Source organism: Nocardia sp. NPDC055321 (genome assembly GCF_053645575.1).
Map to the genome: position 1 here is coordinate 23,432 of NZ_JBSHMS010000007.1, position 16,169 is coordinate 39,600.

Consider the following 16,169-nt stretch of genomic DNA (forward strand, 5'->3'; position numbering starts at 1 on the left):
CGAATACCGCCGAGTATCGAGGGGTGAGATGACGGAGCGACGGGCGCGCGGCACCAGTCCGGCAGGACGCGGTGACCGCCGCCCGTCGCGTTCGGCCAAACCCCGCTCCGGCGGCGCCAAGACCACGCGCGCGGGGTCGGGCGACGGCACACGGCGCGGCGGTGCGAGCGCGGCCAAGGCCGCGGTCGGCCGGCGCACCGCCCGGGCGAAGAAGCAGCGGCCCGAACGCAAGATCCTCGGCCTGTCCACCGGCCGCGCGGTCCTGCTGGCCGCGGTGCTGTGCGGGCTCGCGCTCACCCTGGCCGTGCCGCTGCGAACCTACTTCACCCAGCGCACGGAGGCCGCCGAACTCGCGGCCCAGCGCGAACAACTCATCGACGATGTCGCGCGCCTGCGCGATCGTCGTGCCGAACAACAGGATCCGGCCTACATCAAGCGTGAGGCCAAGGACCGATTGCGGCTGGTCATGCCGGGCGAGACCGCCTACATCGTGCAGGTGCCGGGCATGGAACAGCCCGCCGTGCCCACCCAGCCCACCAAGACCAGGGAACCCGATCCCTGGTACACCGAGCTGTGGCGCAGCATCTCCGCGCCGCAGCCCGCAGCAAGCACAGTCGAGGAAGGACAACCCAGGTGACCGCATCCGAGAACAGCCGCCCCGGGGACGAAGCGCCCAGCGAGCGGGATCTCGAGATCGTCGCCAAACAGCTGGGACGTGAGCCGCGCGGCGTGCTCGCCATCGCCTATCACACCCCCGACGGTCAGCCCGCCGTGGTGAAGACGCAGCCGAAACTGCCCGACGGCACGCCGTTTCCGACCCTGTACTACCTGACCGACCCCCGGCTCACCGCCGAGGCGAGCCGGTTGGAGACCACCGGTCTGATGAAGGAGATGAGCGAAAGGCTCACCCGCGACGCGGAATTGGCGGCCTCCTACCGCGCCGCGTACGACAGCTTCATGGCCGAGCGCAACGCCATCGAGGATCTCGGCACCGATTTCGCCGGCGGCGGCATGCCCGATCGGGTCAAATGCCTGCACGTGCTCATCGCGCATTCGCTGGCCAAGGGCCCGGGCCTGAACCTGCTCGGCGACGAGGCGGTGGCGCTGGCGGCCGAGAACGGGTTGCGCGGCAGCGCGATTCCGGCAGACTGGCCGCAGGCCGAGCAGTATCGGGGCACGCCGGAAGATTCGATCTCGGAGGAGTAGTTGGCATGAGTGAGCGGATCGCCGCGATCGACTGCGGCACCAACTCGATTCGACTACTGATCGCGGACGCGGTCCGCGAGGGCGAGGCGCCGCCGCGGCTGACCGACGTGCATCGCGAGATGCGCATCGTGCGGCTCGGACAGGGCGTGGACGCGACCGGCGCGCTGGCCCCCGAATCCATCGAGCGCACCCGGGTCGCGCTGGCCGACTACGTCGATCTCATGATCGAGCACAAGGTGACCCGGGTCCGGATGACGGCCACCTCCGCCACCCGCGACGCGAGCAATCGCGAGGACTTCTTCGCCATGACCGCCGCCGAACTCGGCCGGGTCGTGCCGGGCGCGCAGGCCGAGGTCATCACCGGTGACGAGGAGGCCCGGCTGTCCTTCGCCGGCGCGGTCGGTGAATTGTCCAGTGCGCAGGGGCCTTTCGTCGTCGTCGATCTGGGCGGCGGTTCCACCGAGGTGGTGCTGGGGGACAGCTCCGGCGTGCAGTCCGCGTATTCGGCCGACATCGGCTGCGTGCGCATCACCGAGCGCGCGCTGCACGGCAACCCGCCCACCCCGGAGGAAGTGGCCGCCGCGCGGTTCTTCGCCTCCGAGCGGCTCGCCCAGGCGTTCGGTGTGGTCCCGGTCGAGCGGGCGCACACCTGGGTCGGGGTCGCCGGAACCATGACCACGCTGGCCGCGGTCGCGCTCGATCTGCCCGAATACGACTCGGAGCGGGTGCATCTCACCCGGCTCTCGGGCGCGGATCTGCGGGCGGTCTGCGACCGGCTGATCAAGATGAACCATGACGAGCGGGCCGCGCTCGGGCCCATGCACCCGGGCCGGGTGGACGTGATCGGCGGCGGTGCGGTCATCGCCGAGGTACTCGCCGACGAGCTGGCGCGGCGGGCGGGGATCGACGAGTTGATCGTCAGCGAACACGACATCCTGGACGGGATCGCGCTGTCCATCGCGTAATCGGCGATCGAGCGCGGCGCGGCGGCGGGTGTCGGCGCCGGTTCGAGTGGCTTCTTCGGGGCCGTGGCTACCAGCCGCGGCCCCGTTTCCCATGTCCGGGACCACCGCGCGAGTGCGCCACAACTCGCGATCGGACAACGGCAGCTATTTTTTGCCCGGACTGGCAAACTGAGGACTGCTGCCGATTCTGATTCGACCTGTATGCACGCGGGAATTCTCGAGACATACGTCAACAGCTGAGGTTGCTGTCAGATTGCCCGATATGGGAGGGTCTGGATTATGTCGGAAGTAGCACGTGAGGACGTCGCGCCGGTCGAACGGACGCTGTTCGGGCATCCCATCGGACTCACGAATCTCTTCGGTGTGGAGCTGTGGGAACGGTTCTCGTTCTACGGCATGGTCGCGATTCTCGGCTATTACCTCTATTACTCCACCACCGAGGGCGGCCTGGATCTGCCCAAGGCCACCGCCACCGGCATCGTCGGCGCGTACGGCGGCCTCGTCTATCTCTCCACCGTGCTCGGCGGCTGGATAGCGGACCGCGTGCTGGGTATGGAGCGCACGGTCTTCTACGGCGGCGTGGTGGTGATGGCCGGGCACATCGCCCTGGCCCTGCTGCCCGGTCTCGCCGGCGTCGGGGTGGGCCTGGTGCTCGTCGCGCTGGGTTCCGGTGCGCTCAAAGCCAATGCGTCCTCGCTGCTGGGCACGTTCTACGCCAAGGACGACGCCCGCGTGGACGGCGGATTCACGCTGTTCTATCTCGGCATCAATCTCGGCGCGTTCATCGGCCCGCTGATCACCGGTGTGCTGCAGCGCAATATCGGCTTCCACTGGGGTTTCGGCGCGGCGGCGGTCGGTATGGCGCTGGGGCTGACCCAGTACGTGGTGTTCCGGCGCAACCTCGGCAACCACGGCCGCGAGATCCCCAATCCGCTGCCGCGCCAGGATATTCCGCGCGTCGTGGGGTTCATCGCGGTGCTGGGGATCCTGGTCGCGGTGGCCGCGCTGACCGGTCTGCTGACGCTGTCGAACCTGCCCGACGTGACCACGGGCGTGATCGCGCTGGCCGCGCTGACCTACTTCGTCATCATGCTGCGCAGCCCCAAGGTCGAGCCGATCGAGCGCACGCGCGTGCGGGCGTTCATTCCGCTGTTCATCGCCAATGCCGTGTTCTGGTCGCTGTTCCAGCAGATCTTCACCGTGCTCGCGGTCTACTCCGACGAGCGCATCAACTGGAACGTCTTCGGCTGGAACGCGCCGCCGAGCTGGATCAGCTCGATGGAACCGGTGTGGATCATCACGCTCTCGCCGCTGTTCGCGCTGCTGTGGACGCGTCTGGGCAACCGCGCGCCGAGCACCCCGCGCAAGTTCGCCCTCGGCGTGATCGGCATGGGCATCGCGTTCATGCTCTTCGTCCTCTACTCCGGCACCGAGGGCAAGGTGGTCCCCATCCTGTTCGTCTTCGTGGTGCTGGGCGGCTTCGCGATCTCCGAGCTGCTGCTGTCCCCGATCGGCCTCGCCGTCACCACGAAACTGGCCCCCAACGCCTTCCGCGCCCAGATGATGGCCCTCTACTTCTTCTCGGTGGGCATCGGCACCTCGATGTCCGGTTCGCTGTCCAAGTTCTACGACCCCTCCCACGAGTTCGCCTATTTCGGACTCACCGGTCTGGTGGCGGTGGCCGTCGGCGTGGTCGTCTGGTTCGTGGCTCCTCGAATCAGCGCACACATGGAAGGCGTCCACTAACCCGCTCCACCCTCCCGAAAAAGCCCTCCCACCACCGAAAACCCGCCCCCACCCCCAACTCCCGGGGAGCCCTCCCCGCGGCCGTCGCGCGCCCACCCCGTTTTTCGCCCCAGAATCCCCGGTCAGCCTCCTTCCAGCCAGACCGTACGGCTCGGTACTCTGACCCAGACGCCCCCGTAGCCCAATTGGCAGAGGCAGCGGACTTAAAATCCGCACAGTGTCGGTTCGAGCCCGACCGGGGGCACTCTTGATGAGGCTCGCCTCGTCGGCGTAGCGGCTGCCGATCATCTCGCGCTCGCGACTGGACCGCGGCACCGGCTCGATTGGCCGGTGGTCCCACCGACGCGTGGAATGTGTTGATCGAGCCGGGGGTGTTCGTCAACTGAGAGCTGCGCTCCTGACCGGGGTCTCGCACCGCAACCATCTAAACCGCGCTCTGCCTGCGATTTTCGGTAACATTCAGTTCTTTCTTGACAACCGTCCGTCACTTACGTGATGATTTTTGCGACGCCAGTCTTGTGCCTTCACTCAGAAGCCTTCGGAATCTGCCCTGTGTGATCAGGGTTCAGTCGTTTCCGGCTACGAGCCCTCGATCCACATCAAGATCGAGGGCTGTGCTGTACGAAGAGCCTACGGTTCTCGTCTCCCTCCTGTCGGCCTGATCGTTGGGCCGATCTCATGCACCCACAGGCGGGTGTCGGTTGTTCGAGGTGCATCGTCTGCGTGGTGCGTACTCAGGCGACCAAATTCTGGCCGAGGGCCGCTCTCGTCTTTCGTCCGGTATCAAATCCACATACCTGTGGTGATCTCTATCTAGCGGCGACCTCAAAGCTGTTGTGAGACCTCAATTCATCCTGTCCAGATCTGAGAGGACGGTCGAACATCTTGTCCGGCGACGATAAAAGAACATCTCTTTACAGCGAGAAATCGCACTTCTGCGGTAAGTCCAGGTTCTGCCTTCTCGGGCGGCAAAGTACCTATTCCGATGAAGCGGTGCGATAATGGGCACACTCTCCGAAACGCGTTGGGAGACTGGCTGGTTGGCCAGCGTGACTCCTGCAATTGCGGTCGATCGTCCGACAGCAGTGACATTCGGCTACGAAGATCCCAAAGTTCATACCTATGATGTGAGGTCCGGGGTCGAGGCAGCCCGCGTATACGCACGAATCCGCGCCTCCCAAGGCATGTTCGACTCGGCACATCGCGAGCAAGCCGGGCGGACGGCTCACTTGGCCGACCCCAAGCCCGCGTCCGTTCTGCCGCAGTCGTCCAGCCCTGATGTGGCTATGCTACAAGCGAAGCCGATCGCTGACCCAGAAGCCGGATCTACGCTCGACGACGATGGATTTGTGGTCCCTAAACCAGGCACCGTGCCCAACCCGGGTGCTCACACACGGCCGAATACCATCCCGGGGCCGAGTCCCGATTCGGAGGGCAACCCAGCTCCGGTAGACGTCGGTGTCGGTGGTGGGCCAACCACCTCGGTGCTGCTCAACGTTGTTACCGGAACTGCGCCACTGCCCTCTGGCGCACAATCTGGGAATCAAGCATTGGAACAGGCAGCACAGTCTGCTCCCGATTCGAACGCAGCGGTGCTGGGCGCGTTGACCAATACCCAGATTCGCCACGATACTACGGGCGGCGGTGGTACTACTGTTACGGTCACTGCCCTTGGACAGCAAGGTACTACGCCTTCTGTTCGATCCCTCCCCTCTGCTTTGGATGGACCGACTTCTTCTGCGTTGCTTAACGGCCTCACCGGAACGGGCCTACTTCCCCCGAGCGTGCGAGCTGGGAATGAGGCGCTACAGCTAGGATTTCGAAACTCGCCCGACTCGAACGCTGCAGTGCTCGGACTACTGACCAACACTCAGATCCAGCAACACACCACCTTCGCGAGTGGGAAGACGGTTACTACAACTGCCGTCGGTGCACCCGACGGGAATGTGTTCATTGGCATCATTGAACGTCCGGTTCCTGCTCCACCTAAGTCGTCTCAAAACAAGATACCGGCCAATCCCCAGGCTCAGGCAACCCGCGATTGGGGGGCAGAGATGTGGAATCTCGCTTTGAGTGCGAGCCGCTTCCAGAATGACCTGAGCGGGGGTGGCGGCTGGTCGAGATTCACAGACAGTTGGAGCAAAGTTGGTCGCAGTATCGCTGACTTTGCCACCTGGTCAAGTTCGGATCCGCAAACCCGCGGTGACGCACTGGTCGAGCTCGGTAGTGCTGTGATCCGTTTGGATGACCTGAAGGAACACGGACCTGAGTATTGGCAGACCAAGCTCGAGCTCGACCTTGCCGCCGGCGTCATTCTCGACGGTGTCTTCGGTGCATTCGCTCGGGGTGCTACCGCTGCCGCAGGCGTGGCAGACGACGCCGCTGTCCAGGCAGGGAAGGGGGCGCGCACTGCTGCTGACGAGGTAGCGGCGCCGCAGGTTAGCAGGGGCGCTGGTCAACAGACTGTGGACAACCGTGCCAAGGTAGTCGAGTCAGAGCAACCTGCCGTAGCGATTCACCACGACCCGCCAGTAACGGGTGAGGTACGTCTCGGCGGTGCCGACTTGCCCGAAGGAAGGCAACCGGGCGTTCCGGCTAGGGAAGCTGATACACCCGCACCAGGACATTTGACTGAGGGTGCCAAGCCCGGAAACAAACCCCCTGGCTCCTATGTCGAGGAGGATCTTACCAATACGCGTACAGTCCACTCCATAGATCCTGAAGAGGATTTTGCTGGAAGCAGTGGAACGCGAGTCCAATCCGATACGCGGGCAGAGTTTGGATTGAGCGAAGGCAATGGAAATACTATTCCAAGTAGAGGAACGAACGATCCTGATGACGTGGTCGAGGCTGCGGCAGCTCGGGCCGCAGCGCGGGCCAGGCTTCTTGCCAACGCCGATAATCGTTTACAGAAAGCCGGTGTAGACCCAGATGATATCTATGGCTCGTTGCCGGCGGATCATGCGGGACGTGACAGGGTGGCAAACGTTGTTGTTAACAACCCATTTAGTAAGAAAGCTCCCGGTATGGATTCTCGGGCATATCAGTTTGCGCTGAATCATGGTGGCAGGGGAAATCCATGGCGATTTGCGAATGCATATGAATACTATAAGACGAAATTTGGAGAATCGATAGATCGGTTCGACCCAAAGCTATATCCAAATCAGTCGAAATACGCGGTCATAACTAGGCAATTCGATGATTCGGCCGTAGCGGCCGATCTGGCGCGTGATGTGGAAGATGTGATAGCGACAGGGCGGGGCTCAATATCTGTGGATCCGAAACTCAAAGGTGATGATCTCGCAGAGGCGGTGCAGAAGGCTGAAAATCTTGGTTTCGGCGATTCGGTGGCGGCCGCGTATCATGCGCCGAAGCACATCGATGAGGTGCCCATAGCGGAGCAGGTTGGTAAGTCCGTTATCAAGGCGTATCAGGACAGTGCGGCCAAGACAGTGCATGCTGGGAGGTTGGTTTCATATGAAGCGAAGGCGGATGGTACTCAGAGACTTGTATACCATCGAGACATATCAGGAGAAGAGGGAGTTAGTGTGACAGAAGCAATTGTTATCGTGGATGCTACTGGGGCCGTGCGAATCGCCACCTATGGGAGTCCAAAGGCGGTGCAGCCCCGATGATTATTTCCTACCCAAGTTCCAGGCGAAGTATGACAGTAGCGTTACATAGTTTCCGTCAGTCCTTGAATATTGATGAGTCGGAATCCGGTGACGATTCACTTCGGATCTCCTACTTTGCTAATGGTATGGCGATGTTGATAGGTGTGCGAGTTGGAATGAAGGGCGAAGACGCGCCATCTTCCGTCGAAGTTGACGATTTTCGTGCGCAGGTCGAATCCTTGTTGATTGCAAATCGAAGAAGCTTCTTCTCCTATCTTTATAGGTCGATGGACTTGGCGATCCGATCCCCCATTGAAGGCTGGTATGAGCCTTGTTTGCGCAGATCCGCCATTCAGCTCGTGCTGGATGATTATCCGAAGGCTGCGGAAGTGCTCGATTCCGAGGACCGTGAGACAGTGGAAGAAATCGATGAATGGCTCAGAGATCGAGCGCCAGAAATCTCTCGGCTGCCAGACAGCGTGATACCCCATGAGATGCCCGCAAGCCACTGGTGGTGGCGACTTCCCTCCATGTCTGCAAAATCGGATACGCCTGACGTAGGCTTGGAACAGTTCTGAACCTGTCTAGTAGAATCGGCATTTGCCCTACAGATGAATCCGAGTGGGTGCTGCAAACAGCTCGCGGCTTTGAGAAAGTTTGCTGGAGAGGTAAATGAACTGCCGTATCGGCACCGCTGAGGCGGCGCGCCTGCTACTGGCCATGTGTAGTTGCTGTGCTCGCCGCCTGTGGGTACTGCCGACACAAAGGCCTGTGCAGCTCCGCGGGTCAGTCGCTACGTCAACGGTATCGGGATATTAGGTGAACACTCAGGTGGGGCCGTGCCGCCGGTTCGAATCGGTAGGATACGGCAGTTCGAACCGACGACCCGGTGCGTTGAAAGACAGGTGTGAATCGGGCAGTCTCGCCAGCAGAGGCGTGGCGACTTGAGGCTGACCAGTCAGTGCACGTCGCCACGGCGCCCGCTCGATAGGTTCGCCGCTTAACCCCTGCATGTAGATGTTGTACGCCCCATCTCGGGGCACGTCTTGTGCGATCACTGGACCCGTCTGCCGGTGAACCGCAGGCGTTCCGTGTGGGTGAATGTGGCGCTGTACATGGGGTGCTGGTCGATAGCCGGGTTGTTCGCGCCGGCTTTCGCCGGCGCGGGTATCGCCCGGGCGCGGTTCGTGTGGGAACGATCCCGATCACTGGGATACCTCATAGTCGATTTGGGTGAATTGCTGTTTTTGTGAGACGCGACACCCCGGATGTCGGCATATCGGCATACCCGGCGTGGCGTTCCCACGATGAAAGGCATTCCCACAGATGCGAATCCGATCTATTCGCTTATCCATTGCGATGATGGCGACCGCGGTCGTGGCCACAACCCTCACCGCCGGCGCGGCGTCCGCCGACCTCGACCTGGGCAGCTCCGGGAGCGGTACGGGCAGCTTCGGCGGCGTCGGCGCCGGCGACATGACCATCACCCTGGTCCGCCACACCCAGTCCGCCGGTAACGCCTCCGGTCTGATCGACACCAAGGTGCCGGGGCCCGACCTGACCGCGCTCGGCCGGACGCAGGCCGACAAGGTCGCGGTCCAGCTGGCGGGCAACGACTACGACTGCGCCTTCGCGTCCAACATGGTGCGCACCCAGCAGACCGCGGGACCGACCATCGCCGACCAGAAGCTGAGCCTCAACGTGCAGCCCGGCTTCCGCGAGATCGAGGCGGGCCAGTACGAGGGCACCCCGGAGGCCGACTCGCTGTCGGGCTACCTGCAGGCGCCGATCAAGTGGCTCTCGGGTGACCTGAGCGCGCGGATTCCGGGCTCCATCGACGGCAAGGAGTTCGACGAGCGCGTCGACCAGGGCCTGCTCGATGTGCAGCGCCGCGGCTGCGCCAACCCGGTGATCTTCTCGCACGGTGGCACCATCATGTTCTGGGCGATGATGAACGCCGACAACGCCGACAAGGGCAAGCTCGGCACCGACCCGATCCGCAACGGCGGCCGCGTCGTCCTCAAGGGCAACCCGCAGAAGGGCTGGACCATCACCGAGTGGGTCGGCCACCCCGACCTGAGCTGATTCCATCGCGCCGCGCCCCGGATGTCATCGACACGATCGATGGCGCCGGGGCGCTGTCGTGTGCGGATCCCGCTGCGGTTCGGGCTCTTCCGTGCGACCGGGCCTATTGTGAAACCGACTGGTGTCAATTAACGTGGCGGGCTCCAGGTTCCGTCGGTGGTTGGGGCAGAGGCATGAAGATCGGTTCCGGTACGAGCAACATCGGCATCGCGAGAGTGCGTGACGCCCGGGTGCTGATCGTCGGCGCGGGCGGGGCGATCGGGCGGCGGGTCGCGGCGCGGTTCGCCGAGCGCGGTGCGCGCCTGGTGCTCGCGGACCGGGACGTCGACGCGCTCGCCGAGTTGCGGTCCGAGCTCGCCGGGCCCGGGCGGTCGATCGCCGTCCTGGGCTGTGATGTGCTCGACGACAACGCGGTTCAGGAACTGATCACCCGCGCCGAAGCCGAGGCCGGGCCCATCGACATCCTGGTCGCGACCGCGGGTGTGGAGTTCAACGCGCAGTTCCACACCTCGTCGTTCGACGATCTCGACCGGCAACTGTCGATGCATCTGCGCGCGCCCATGCTGCTGATCCATTCCGTGCTGCCGGGCATGCTGGAGCGCGGACGCGGGCACATCGTCGTCGTGTCCAGCCTCAACGGCAAGATCCCCTTTCCGGCGAAGGTGCCCTACTGCGCGGCCAAATCCGGTGCGATAGCGATGATTCACGCGCTGCGCCGGGAGTACGCCCACGCGCCGGTCGGGTTCTCGCTCGTACTGCCCGCCATCGTCAGCGGCGCCGGACAGGCGCAACGCGCGCTGGACGAGTCCGGGGCGCGGCTCCCGCGCCTGGCGCCCACCACCACCCCGGAGCGTTGCGCGGACGCCGTGCTGGACGCGGTCGAGCGCGGGCGGGCGGAGGTCGCGGTGTCCTCCAGTCCCAACGCGCCGCTGGCGGGGTTGCAGTGGTCGGTTCCGGTGCTGGTCGACAAACTTCTGGAACTGTCGGGGATGTCGGGGTTCTGGCGCCGGGTGGGTGGGCTGGACGCGCGCTGAGGGTGCAGACTTGCTGCACCACAACGTGATCGGCCGAGTGAGGTGCGTTCTCGAACTCAGTTCTGCTGCGCAGCAAGGGCTTCGAGAACCGCCACCTGTTGCCGGTCGCGGTTCTTCTCCGCCTCGGCGTAGGGCGTCGACCCGAACGACTCGTCGATCTGGGCGAGCAGTTTCCGGCGGAGTCCGGGGGTCAGCAGCACGGGTCGGACGGCCGCGTGCAGCCACAGCAGCTGCATCCCGGTCGCGAAATGTTCGAGGAAACCACGGAATCCGCCCGGGCCGCCGCCCAGGTGGAAGGACCGGAACGGCCCGGCGGTGGCCCAGCGCGGGCCCAGGGAATTGGTCACGATGTCGTCGAGCTCGGACACCGTCACGACCCCGGCGCGGACCAGGGCGACGGACTCTCGAAACACCGCGGCCTGGATGCGATTGGCGACGAACCCGGGGATCTCCTTGCGCAACCGGATCGGCGTCTTGCCGAGGGAGGCGTAGAAGTCGATCGCCTCGCGCACCGCGTCTTCCGACGTCTTCTCGCCCGGCACGACCTCGACCAGTGGAATCAGATGCGGCGGATTGAACGGGTGGCCGATGAGCAGCCGGCTCGGATCCCGCATCCCGGCGGCCTGTTTGGTGGCCGTCGTTCCCGAACTCGAGGACAGCATCAATACATCTGCCCGCGCGTGCTTTTCGACATCGCGCCATAGCCGGACCTTGAAATCGCGGCGTTCGGGCCCGTTCTCCTGGATGACGTCGGCCGCGCGCACCGCGGCGGCGAGATCGCTCTCGCACCGCACGCGCTCGGGCAGGCCCGCCGTGTCGAGTCCGAGCATCCGCAGCGTCGGGATCAGTCGAGCGAGACCGTCCCGAACCCGCTCGTCCACATCGGGCGCGGTGTCGTGCACGGTCACCTCGTGCCCGTGCGCCGCGAACAGCGCAGTCCAGGAGATGCCGATGACGCCCGCGCCGATGACGGTGATGTTCACGAGGTGCTCCCGGGGTTGAGATCGACGACCTCGCCGCGCATCCACGGTTCGAGGTCGGTGAGGAAGACCGAGTCGCCGCCGCCGTTCTCCTGCATGCGAACCCACTCCCGCAGGGCGGCGCGCGCGGGGCCGTCCAGCACCCCGGCCGCGTTGACGGCGGCCTCGTGGCGCAGCCCGGCGGCCGGGGACGATGCGAAGTCCTCGTTGATGATTCGCTTCTGCGCCGCGACGTTGGCCCGGTTGCGCCGGGCGTAGCGCTCGCCCAATTCCAGTGCGCGATCCAGTAGTTCGCCGGGCGCGACGAGCTCGGCGACCAGGCCCATGTCCAGTGCCTCCCGCGCGCTGTAGGCCCGCCCCTCGAGCAGCATTTCCAGGGCGCGGGCCGGTCCGATCAGCTGGGCCAGCCGCTGGCCGCCGACGGTGGTGGTGAGCCCGATCAGCAACTCGGGCAACAGGAATCGCACGTCGTCGGAGTCCGCCGCGATGCGGACGTCGAAGTAGGCCGACAGCTCGAGCCCGCCGCCCCCGCACGGACCGCCGATCGCGGCGATCCACACCGCCGGCGAACGCATGATCGCCAGCGCGAGGTTCCGCAGCCGCGAGACATGCATCAGCCCCGCCAGCGGTGTCCGCTCGAGCATCCGGTGCGCGCCGGGCACCGCCGCGGCGGCGTCGAGCCCCCGCATGAGCCCCTCGAGCACGCCGGGCGAGATCGAGTCCCCGGCGTCCTGCGCGGCATCAAGGATGTCGGCGATATCGAAGTGCGTGATGTAGCGCCCCGCCACCCCGCCGGTGACCACGACCGCCCCGACGCCGTCGTCGATCGCCACCGCCTCGGCGAGCGCGGCGAGGTCGGCCTGCATCCGGGCGGTCATGAAGTTGTAGGGCGGCGCGGTGACCGCGGCGATCAGCACGCGGCCGTGCTGCGTCAGCTCGAGGGTGGTGAGGGCGAGCCCACACGCGTTGCTCACGGGATACTCCTGGGTCGGCGGTCACGACTGCGCCCCATGGTTCCACATTGTTAGACATGAGTGGCTAAAACGTTGGTCACATCGGGATGCGCGAGGCGGGACACCGATGTTCGCGCGTCTTCACCTCCCGAATTCGAGTCGTCGCGCGCCGGACGGGTGACGGGGCGGCCGACTCCGGGAATGCTCGGGACGACGCGGGCGTTCGGCAACTCGACGCCGCGGTGGCGAGTTGGAAGGAAGTTTTGCGTATGTCACAGGAATCGGCCGGGGAACTCTCGATCGCGCTGGACGAGCTGTTCGGGGAGGTTCAGCTGGGTGGGTTGCGGTTGCGGAACCGGTTCGCCATGGCGCCCATGACCCGGAGCAAGTCGCCGGGCGGGGTGCCGAACGCGGAGAACATCGGGTACTACCGGGACCACGCGGCCGGTGGGGTCGGGCTGATCATCACCGAGGGGACCTACGTCCGGGGGCCGGCCGCCGGGCCCGATCTCGCGGTGCCGCGGTTCTACGGGGAGGAGAGCGCCGCCGGGTGGCGCGAGGTCGTCGAGGCGGTGCACGCGCAGGGCTCGGCGATCGTGCCGCAGCTGTGGCACATGGGCGCCTCGCGCGGCGGGAGCCCGAAGTTCGAGCCGGAGGTTCCGACGGTGAGCCCGTCGGGAATCAAGGCCAGTGGCAAGCCCGTCGGCCGGGCGCTGACGCACGATGACCTGGACGCGCTGATCGAGTCCTACGTGGAGTCGGCGCTGCTGGCGCAGCAGCTCGGGTTCGACGGCATCGAACTGCACGGCGCACACGGCTACCTGCTCGACCAATTCTTTTGGGCGACAACCAATCTCCGCACCGACGAGTACGGCGGCTCGCTGCGGGAGCGCGCGGCGTTCCCGGCTCGCGTGGTCGCCGCGGTACGCGAGGCCGTCGGGCCCGCCTTCCCTATCATCTACCGCTTCTCCCAGTGGAAGGGCGACGACTACACCGCCCGCATCGCCGAAACCCCCAGCGAGCTCGAAGAACTCCTCACCCCGCTGGTCACCGCGGGCGTGGACGTCTTCCACGCCTCGGTCCGCCGCCACTGGGTGCCCGAATTCACCACGCACGCCGAGGATGTCAGCCTCGCGGGCTGGACCAAGAAGGTGACCGGCCTGCCCGTCATCACCGTCGGCTCGGTCGGCGTGGACAAGGTCTTCCTGGGCGACGGCATCGACGAGACCCAGGCCCAGCGCTTCGCGGTCCTGCGCGACCAGTTCGCTCGCGGCGAGTTCGATCTCGTGGCCGTCGGCCGCGCCCTGCTCGCGGATCCCGAGTGGGTCAACAAGGTTCGCGACGGCCGCCTCGCCGACATCGTGCCCTTCCGCTGAGCCCCGCTGTCCCGGATGCCGTGCGACCCGGCATCCGGGAATAGGGCATGTGCCCGATGGTGCCGTCCCGGCGCGCGTCATAGGTTCGGAACCGATATTCGAATCGGTTTCCGGCACAGATCGTTCCGGACCCAGACCGGAGGAGATTCACCAGCCATGACGCGAAACATCAAGTCGTTCCATGGAGTTCGCATCGCCGCGGGTGCGGCGGCCCTCGGCGTCGCCGCCGTCGCGAGCGTGCTGACCGCGCCGACCGCCGCCGCCACGGTGACCGGTATCGCGATCGCCCCCGGCCTCACCCTCGGTCTCCACAGCCAGGGCACCGGCTGCTCCTACACCGTCACCGCGACCGTCGACGACAACACCAAGCGCGTCTACTTCTACGAAGAAGGCCAGGGCCCCAGCGGTTTCGCCGATGCCCAGCCCGTCGACGGCCAGGCGAAGGTGACCTGGACTCCCACCTCCACGAAGCCCACCTACATCTACGCCTTCCAGCCCGGCGCGACCGCCCAGATCCGCCAGCCGGTCGACATCGGCACCGGCGTCAACCTCGGCTCCGCCTGCCTCGCCTACTGATTCGGTCGGCGGCCCAACGCTTCGTGGCACACAATGCTCGCGGAAGCCGATGGTCGAATCGGCTTCCGGGGTAAGCGTTTTCGGCGATAGTGTGACTACGGCAGCAACGTGAAGTTATCGACATGACGTGGGCGAACAACCGAGAAATGGCGTCGGTCTGTTGTCGCTATCAGCGATAGTTTTCGGCGTTCGGCCGCCGCGATGACCGACGCGTCGGCTGTGCCCAATGGCAGATCCCGGTACTTCGCAACGAGTTCGGCGATGCGGAGCCAATCGCTCGCATGCACGGGTTCGACCGCGAACAATCCCTCGGCCAGGTCGCCGAGGAACCGAACCTCGGCTTCCGTGCCCAGGCGGGTGCTGATGAGGTACGCGGCTTCGGTGATCACCAGGGTCGGTACGACCAGTGGGCCGCGGTGGGTCTGAAGCAGGTCCAGGCAGGACTCATGGTGTGCATCGTCTGCGTCGACGTAGGCGTACAGCGGGCCGGCGTCGACAATCAAGGCGCCTATCGGCCCCACTCCTTCTTCAGGATTTCATCGATACGGCTCGACACATCCGAACGCCCGCTCCGGCCCGCACCGGCGGCCCCGAACTTTCGTCGTCCGCCGGACGGTACGCACAGGTACTGGGCGATCGCTTCGCGCGTCACCTCCGAGACGGTGACACCGCGGCGCTCTGCCTCGTGGCGTAGCTGCTCATCGAGCTCGTCGGGTAGTTTCACCGTGGTCCGCTTCATGGTATGCCAGCATACCCTCGGTGCTGCAAATGACTTGCGGAACGGCGGACTTGTCGGGAAGCTGTGGTAGCTATTTGCGCGTGAGAAGTGAGCGTGAGCGCCGGTCCGGCGCTGCGAGTTCGAAGGTGGGGAAGACAGTGTCCAAGAGAAGCTGGCTCGTTGGTGCCGTCGCGGTCGTCGCGGTGCTGGTGGCGGGGTGCAACGGGTCGGACACGACCTCGGCCAAGTCGACAACCACCAAGGCGGGCGCCACCTCGACCTCCGCGAAGTCCACGGCGCCGGCCGCGCCGCTGCAGAACCGGCGCGCGGGGAACGGGGAGATCGTGCAGCAGGCCGGGCTCAACGGGTCCGGCACGCTGGAGATCGACAACGGCAACAGCAAGGACTACGCCATCGTGGTGACGACCGGGAGCCCGTCGTCGCCGCAGGCCACGATCTACGTGCAGGGCAACTCCAAGGCCACCCTCTCGGGCATCGCCGGTACCTACTACGTGTACCTGAAGACCGGAACCGACTGGGACCAGGCCGCACTCGGCTTCACGCGCGACCAGGACTTCCAGAAGTTCGACGACTCCTTCGACGCCGACTCCGACTGGGAGATCACGCTGAAGCCGTCGGTCGGCGGCAACGCCAGCACCAGCGACGTGCCCGCGTTCTGACCCGCGTGGCGGACGGGCGAGGCTGAACGCCGAGCTGCCCGATCGCCGAATCAAGGCAACCCGAAATGGGGTGTCCCGTATGGGGCACCCCATTTTTCATGCGCGACAGTCACATTCCCGGCCACGACCTTCTGTGACTTGTGCGCCATCCGGCCCGCTGGGTAATGTGCCCCACATCTTAGATGCTCGTGTCCAACAATGATGCTGGGGTGTACGCGATATGGCCGCATGGAACA

Annotated in this window: 15 protein-coding genes and 1 tRNA gene; 12 read left to right on the forward strand and 4 right to left on the reverse strand. The window is 65.3% G+C overall.

Features of this window, described 5'->3' with window-relative positions:
- The first annotated feature begins 28 nt into the window (after window positions 1-28).
- From ACWIGI_RS13105 to ACWIGI_RS13145, 9 genes are all read left to right on the forward strand, one after another.
- On the forward strand, window positions 29-637 hold the full coding sequence (locus ACWIGI_RS13105) for an FtsB family cell division protein (protein WP_454202596.1): 609 nt from the start codon (window positions 29-31) through the stop codon (window positions 635-637).
- The gene (locus ACWIGI_RS13110; protein WP_454202597.1) at window positions 634-1,206 is read left to right on the forward strand and encodes a DUF501 domain-containing protein; all 573 of its coding nucleotides are present in this window, start codon (window positions 634-636) and stop codon (window positions 1,204-1,206) included. The genes ACWIGI_RS13105 and ACWIGI_RS13110 overlap by 4 nt, the downstream gene beginning before the upstream one ends.
- Before the next feature lie 5 nt (window positions 1,207-1,211).
- Complete coding sequence (locus ACWIGI_RS13115) at window positions 1,212-2,171, forward strand: Ppx/GppA phosphatase family protein (RefSeq protein ID WP_454202598.1); 960 nt, start codon at window positions 1,212-1,214, stop codon at window positions 2,169-2,171.
- Window positions 2,172-2,450: 279 nt separating this feature from the next.
- Complete coding sequence (locus ACWIGI_RS13120) at window positions 2,451-3,917, forward strand: peptide MFS transporter (RefSeq protein WP_454202599.1); 1,467 nt, start codon at window positions 2,451-2,453, stop codon at window positions 3,915-3,917.
- A 170-nt stretch (window positions 3,918-4,087) separates the two neighbouring features.
- A tRNA-Leu gene (locus ACWIGI_RS13125) sits at window positions 4,088-4,161 on the forward strand.
- Between the two features lie 1,603 nt (window positions 4,162-5,764).
- Window positions 5,765-7,552: a hypothetical protein gene (locus ACWIGI_RS13130; protein ID WP_454202600.1), complete on the forward strand. Its 1,788-nt coding sequence runs from the start codon at window positions 5,765-5,767 to the stop codon at window positions 7,550-7,552.
- A 62-nt stretch (window positions 7,553-7,614) separates the two neighbouring features.
- Window positions 7,615-8,109 carry a hypothetical protein gene (locus tag ACWIGI_RS13135; protein ID WP_454202601.1) on the forward strand — a complete coding sequence of 165 codons (495 nt, stop codon included), beginning with the start codon at window positions 7,615-7,617 and terminating at the stop codon, window positions 8,107-8,109.
- Between the two features lie 784 nt (window positions 8,110-8,893).
- Window positions 8,894-9,616 (forward strand): histidine phosphatase family protein, encoded by a 723-nt coding sequence (locus ACWIGI_RS13140; RefSeq protein ID WP_454202602.1) that lies wholly within the window; start codon window positions 8,894-8,896, stop codon window positions 9,614-9,616.
- Window positions 9,617-9,789: 173 nt separating this feature from the next.
- On the forward strand, window positions 9,790-10,650 hold the full coding sequence (locus ACWIGI_RS13145; RefSeq protein ID WP_454202603.1) for an SDR family NAD(P)-dependent oxidoreductase: 861 nt from the start codon (window positions 9,790-9,792) through the stop codon (window positions 10,648-10,650).
- Between the two features lie 56 nt (window positions 10,651-10,706).
- On the opposite strand, the gene ACWIGI_RS13150 is transcribed toward ACWIGI_RS13145, so the two are convergent.
- Window positions 10,707-11,633, reverse strand: a complete 927-nt coding sequence (locus ACWIGI_RS13150) for a 3-hydroxyacyl-CoA dehydrogenase NAD-binding domain-containing protein (protein ID WP_454202604.1) — start codon at window positions 11,631-11,633, stop codon at window positions 10,707-10,709.
- The gene (locus ACWIGI_RS13155) at window positions 11,630-12,604 is read right to left on the reverse strand and encodes an enoyl-CoA hydratase/isomerase family protein (RefSeq protein WP_454202605.1); all 975 of its coding nucleotides are present in this window, start codon (window positions 12,602-12,604) and stop codon (window positions 11,630-11,632) included. The genes ACWIGI_RS13150 and ACWIGI_RS13155 overlap by 4 nt, the downstream gene beginning before the upstream one ends.
- Window positions 12,605-12,852: 248 nt before the next feature.
- Between ACWIGI_RS13155 and ACWIGI_RS13160 the strand changes: the two genes are divergently transcribed.
- Both ACWIGI_RS13160 and ACWIGI_RS13165 read left to right on the forward strand, forming a co-directional pair.
- Window positions 12,853-13,959, forward strand: a complete 1,107-nt coding sequence (locus ACWIGI_RS13160) for an NADH:flavin oxidoreductase (RefSeq protein ID WP_454202606.1) — start codon at window positions 12,853-12,855, stop codon at window positions 13,957-13,959.
- Between the two features lie 156 nt (window positions 13,960-14,115).
- Window positions 14,116-14,535 (forward strand): hypothetical protein, encoded by a 420-nt coding sequence (locus ACWIGI_RS13165; RefSeq protein WP_454202607.1) that lies wholly within the window; start codon window positions 14,116-14,118, stop codon window positions 14,533-14,535.
- A gap of 95 nt (window positions 14,536-14,630) precedes the next feature.
- Here ACWIGI_RS13165 and ACWIGI_RS13170 read toward each other — a convergent pair whose 3' ends face one another.
- Complete coding sequence (locus ACWIGI_RS13170; RefSeq protein WP_454202608.1) at window positions 14,631-15,038, reverse strand: type II toxin-antitoxin system VapC family toxin; 408 nt, start codon at window positions 15,036-15,038, stop codon at window positions 14,631-14,633.
- A 5-nt stretch (window positions 15,039-15,043) separates the two neighbouring features.
- Complete coding sequence (locus ACWIGI_RS13175; protein WP_454202609.1) at window positions 15,044-15,274, reverse strand: ribbon-helix-helix domain-containing protein; 231 nt, start codon at window positions 15,272-15,274, stop codon at window positions 15,044-15,046.
- Between the two features lie 137 nt (window positions 15,275-15,411).
- Between ACWIGI_RS13175 and ACWIGI_RS13180 the strand changes: the two genes are divergently transcribed.
- On the forward strand, window positions 15,412-15,933 hold the full coding sequence (locus ACWIGI_RS13180) for a hypothetical protein (protein WP_454202610.1): 522 nt from the start codon (window positions 15,412-15,414) through the stop codon (window positions 15,931-15,933).
- The last annotated feature ends 236 nt before the right edge of the window (window positions 15,934-16,169 follow it).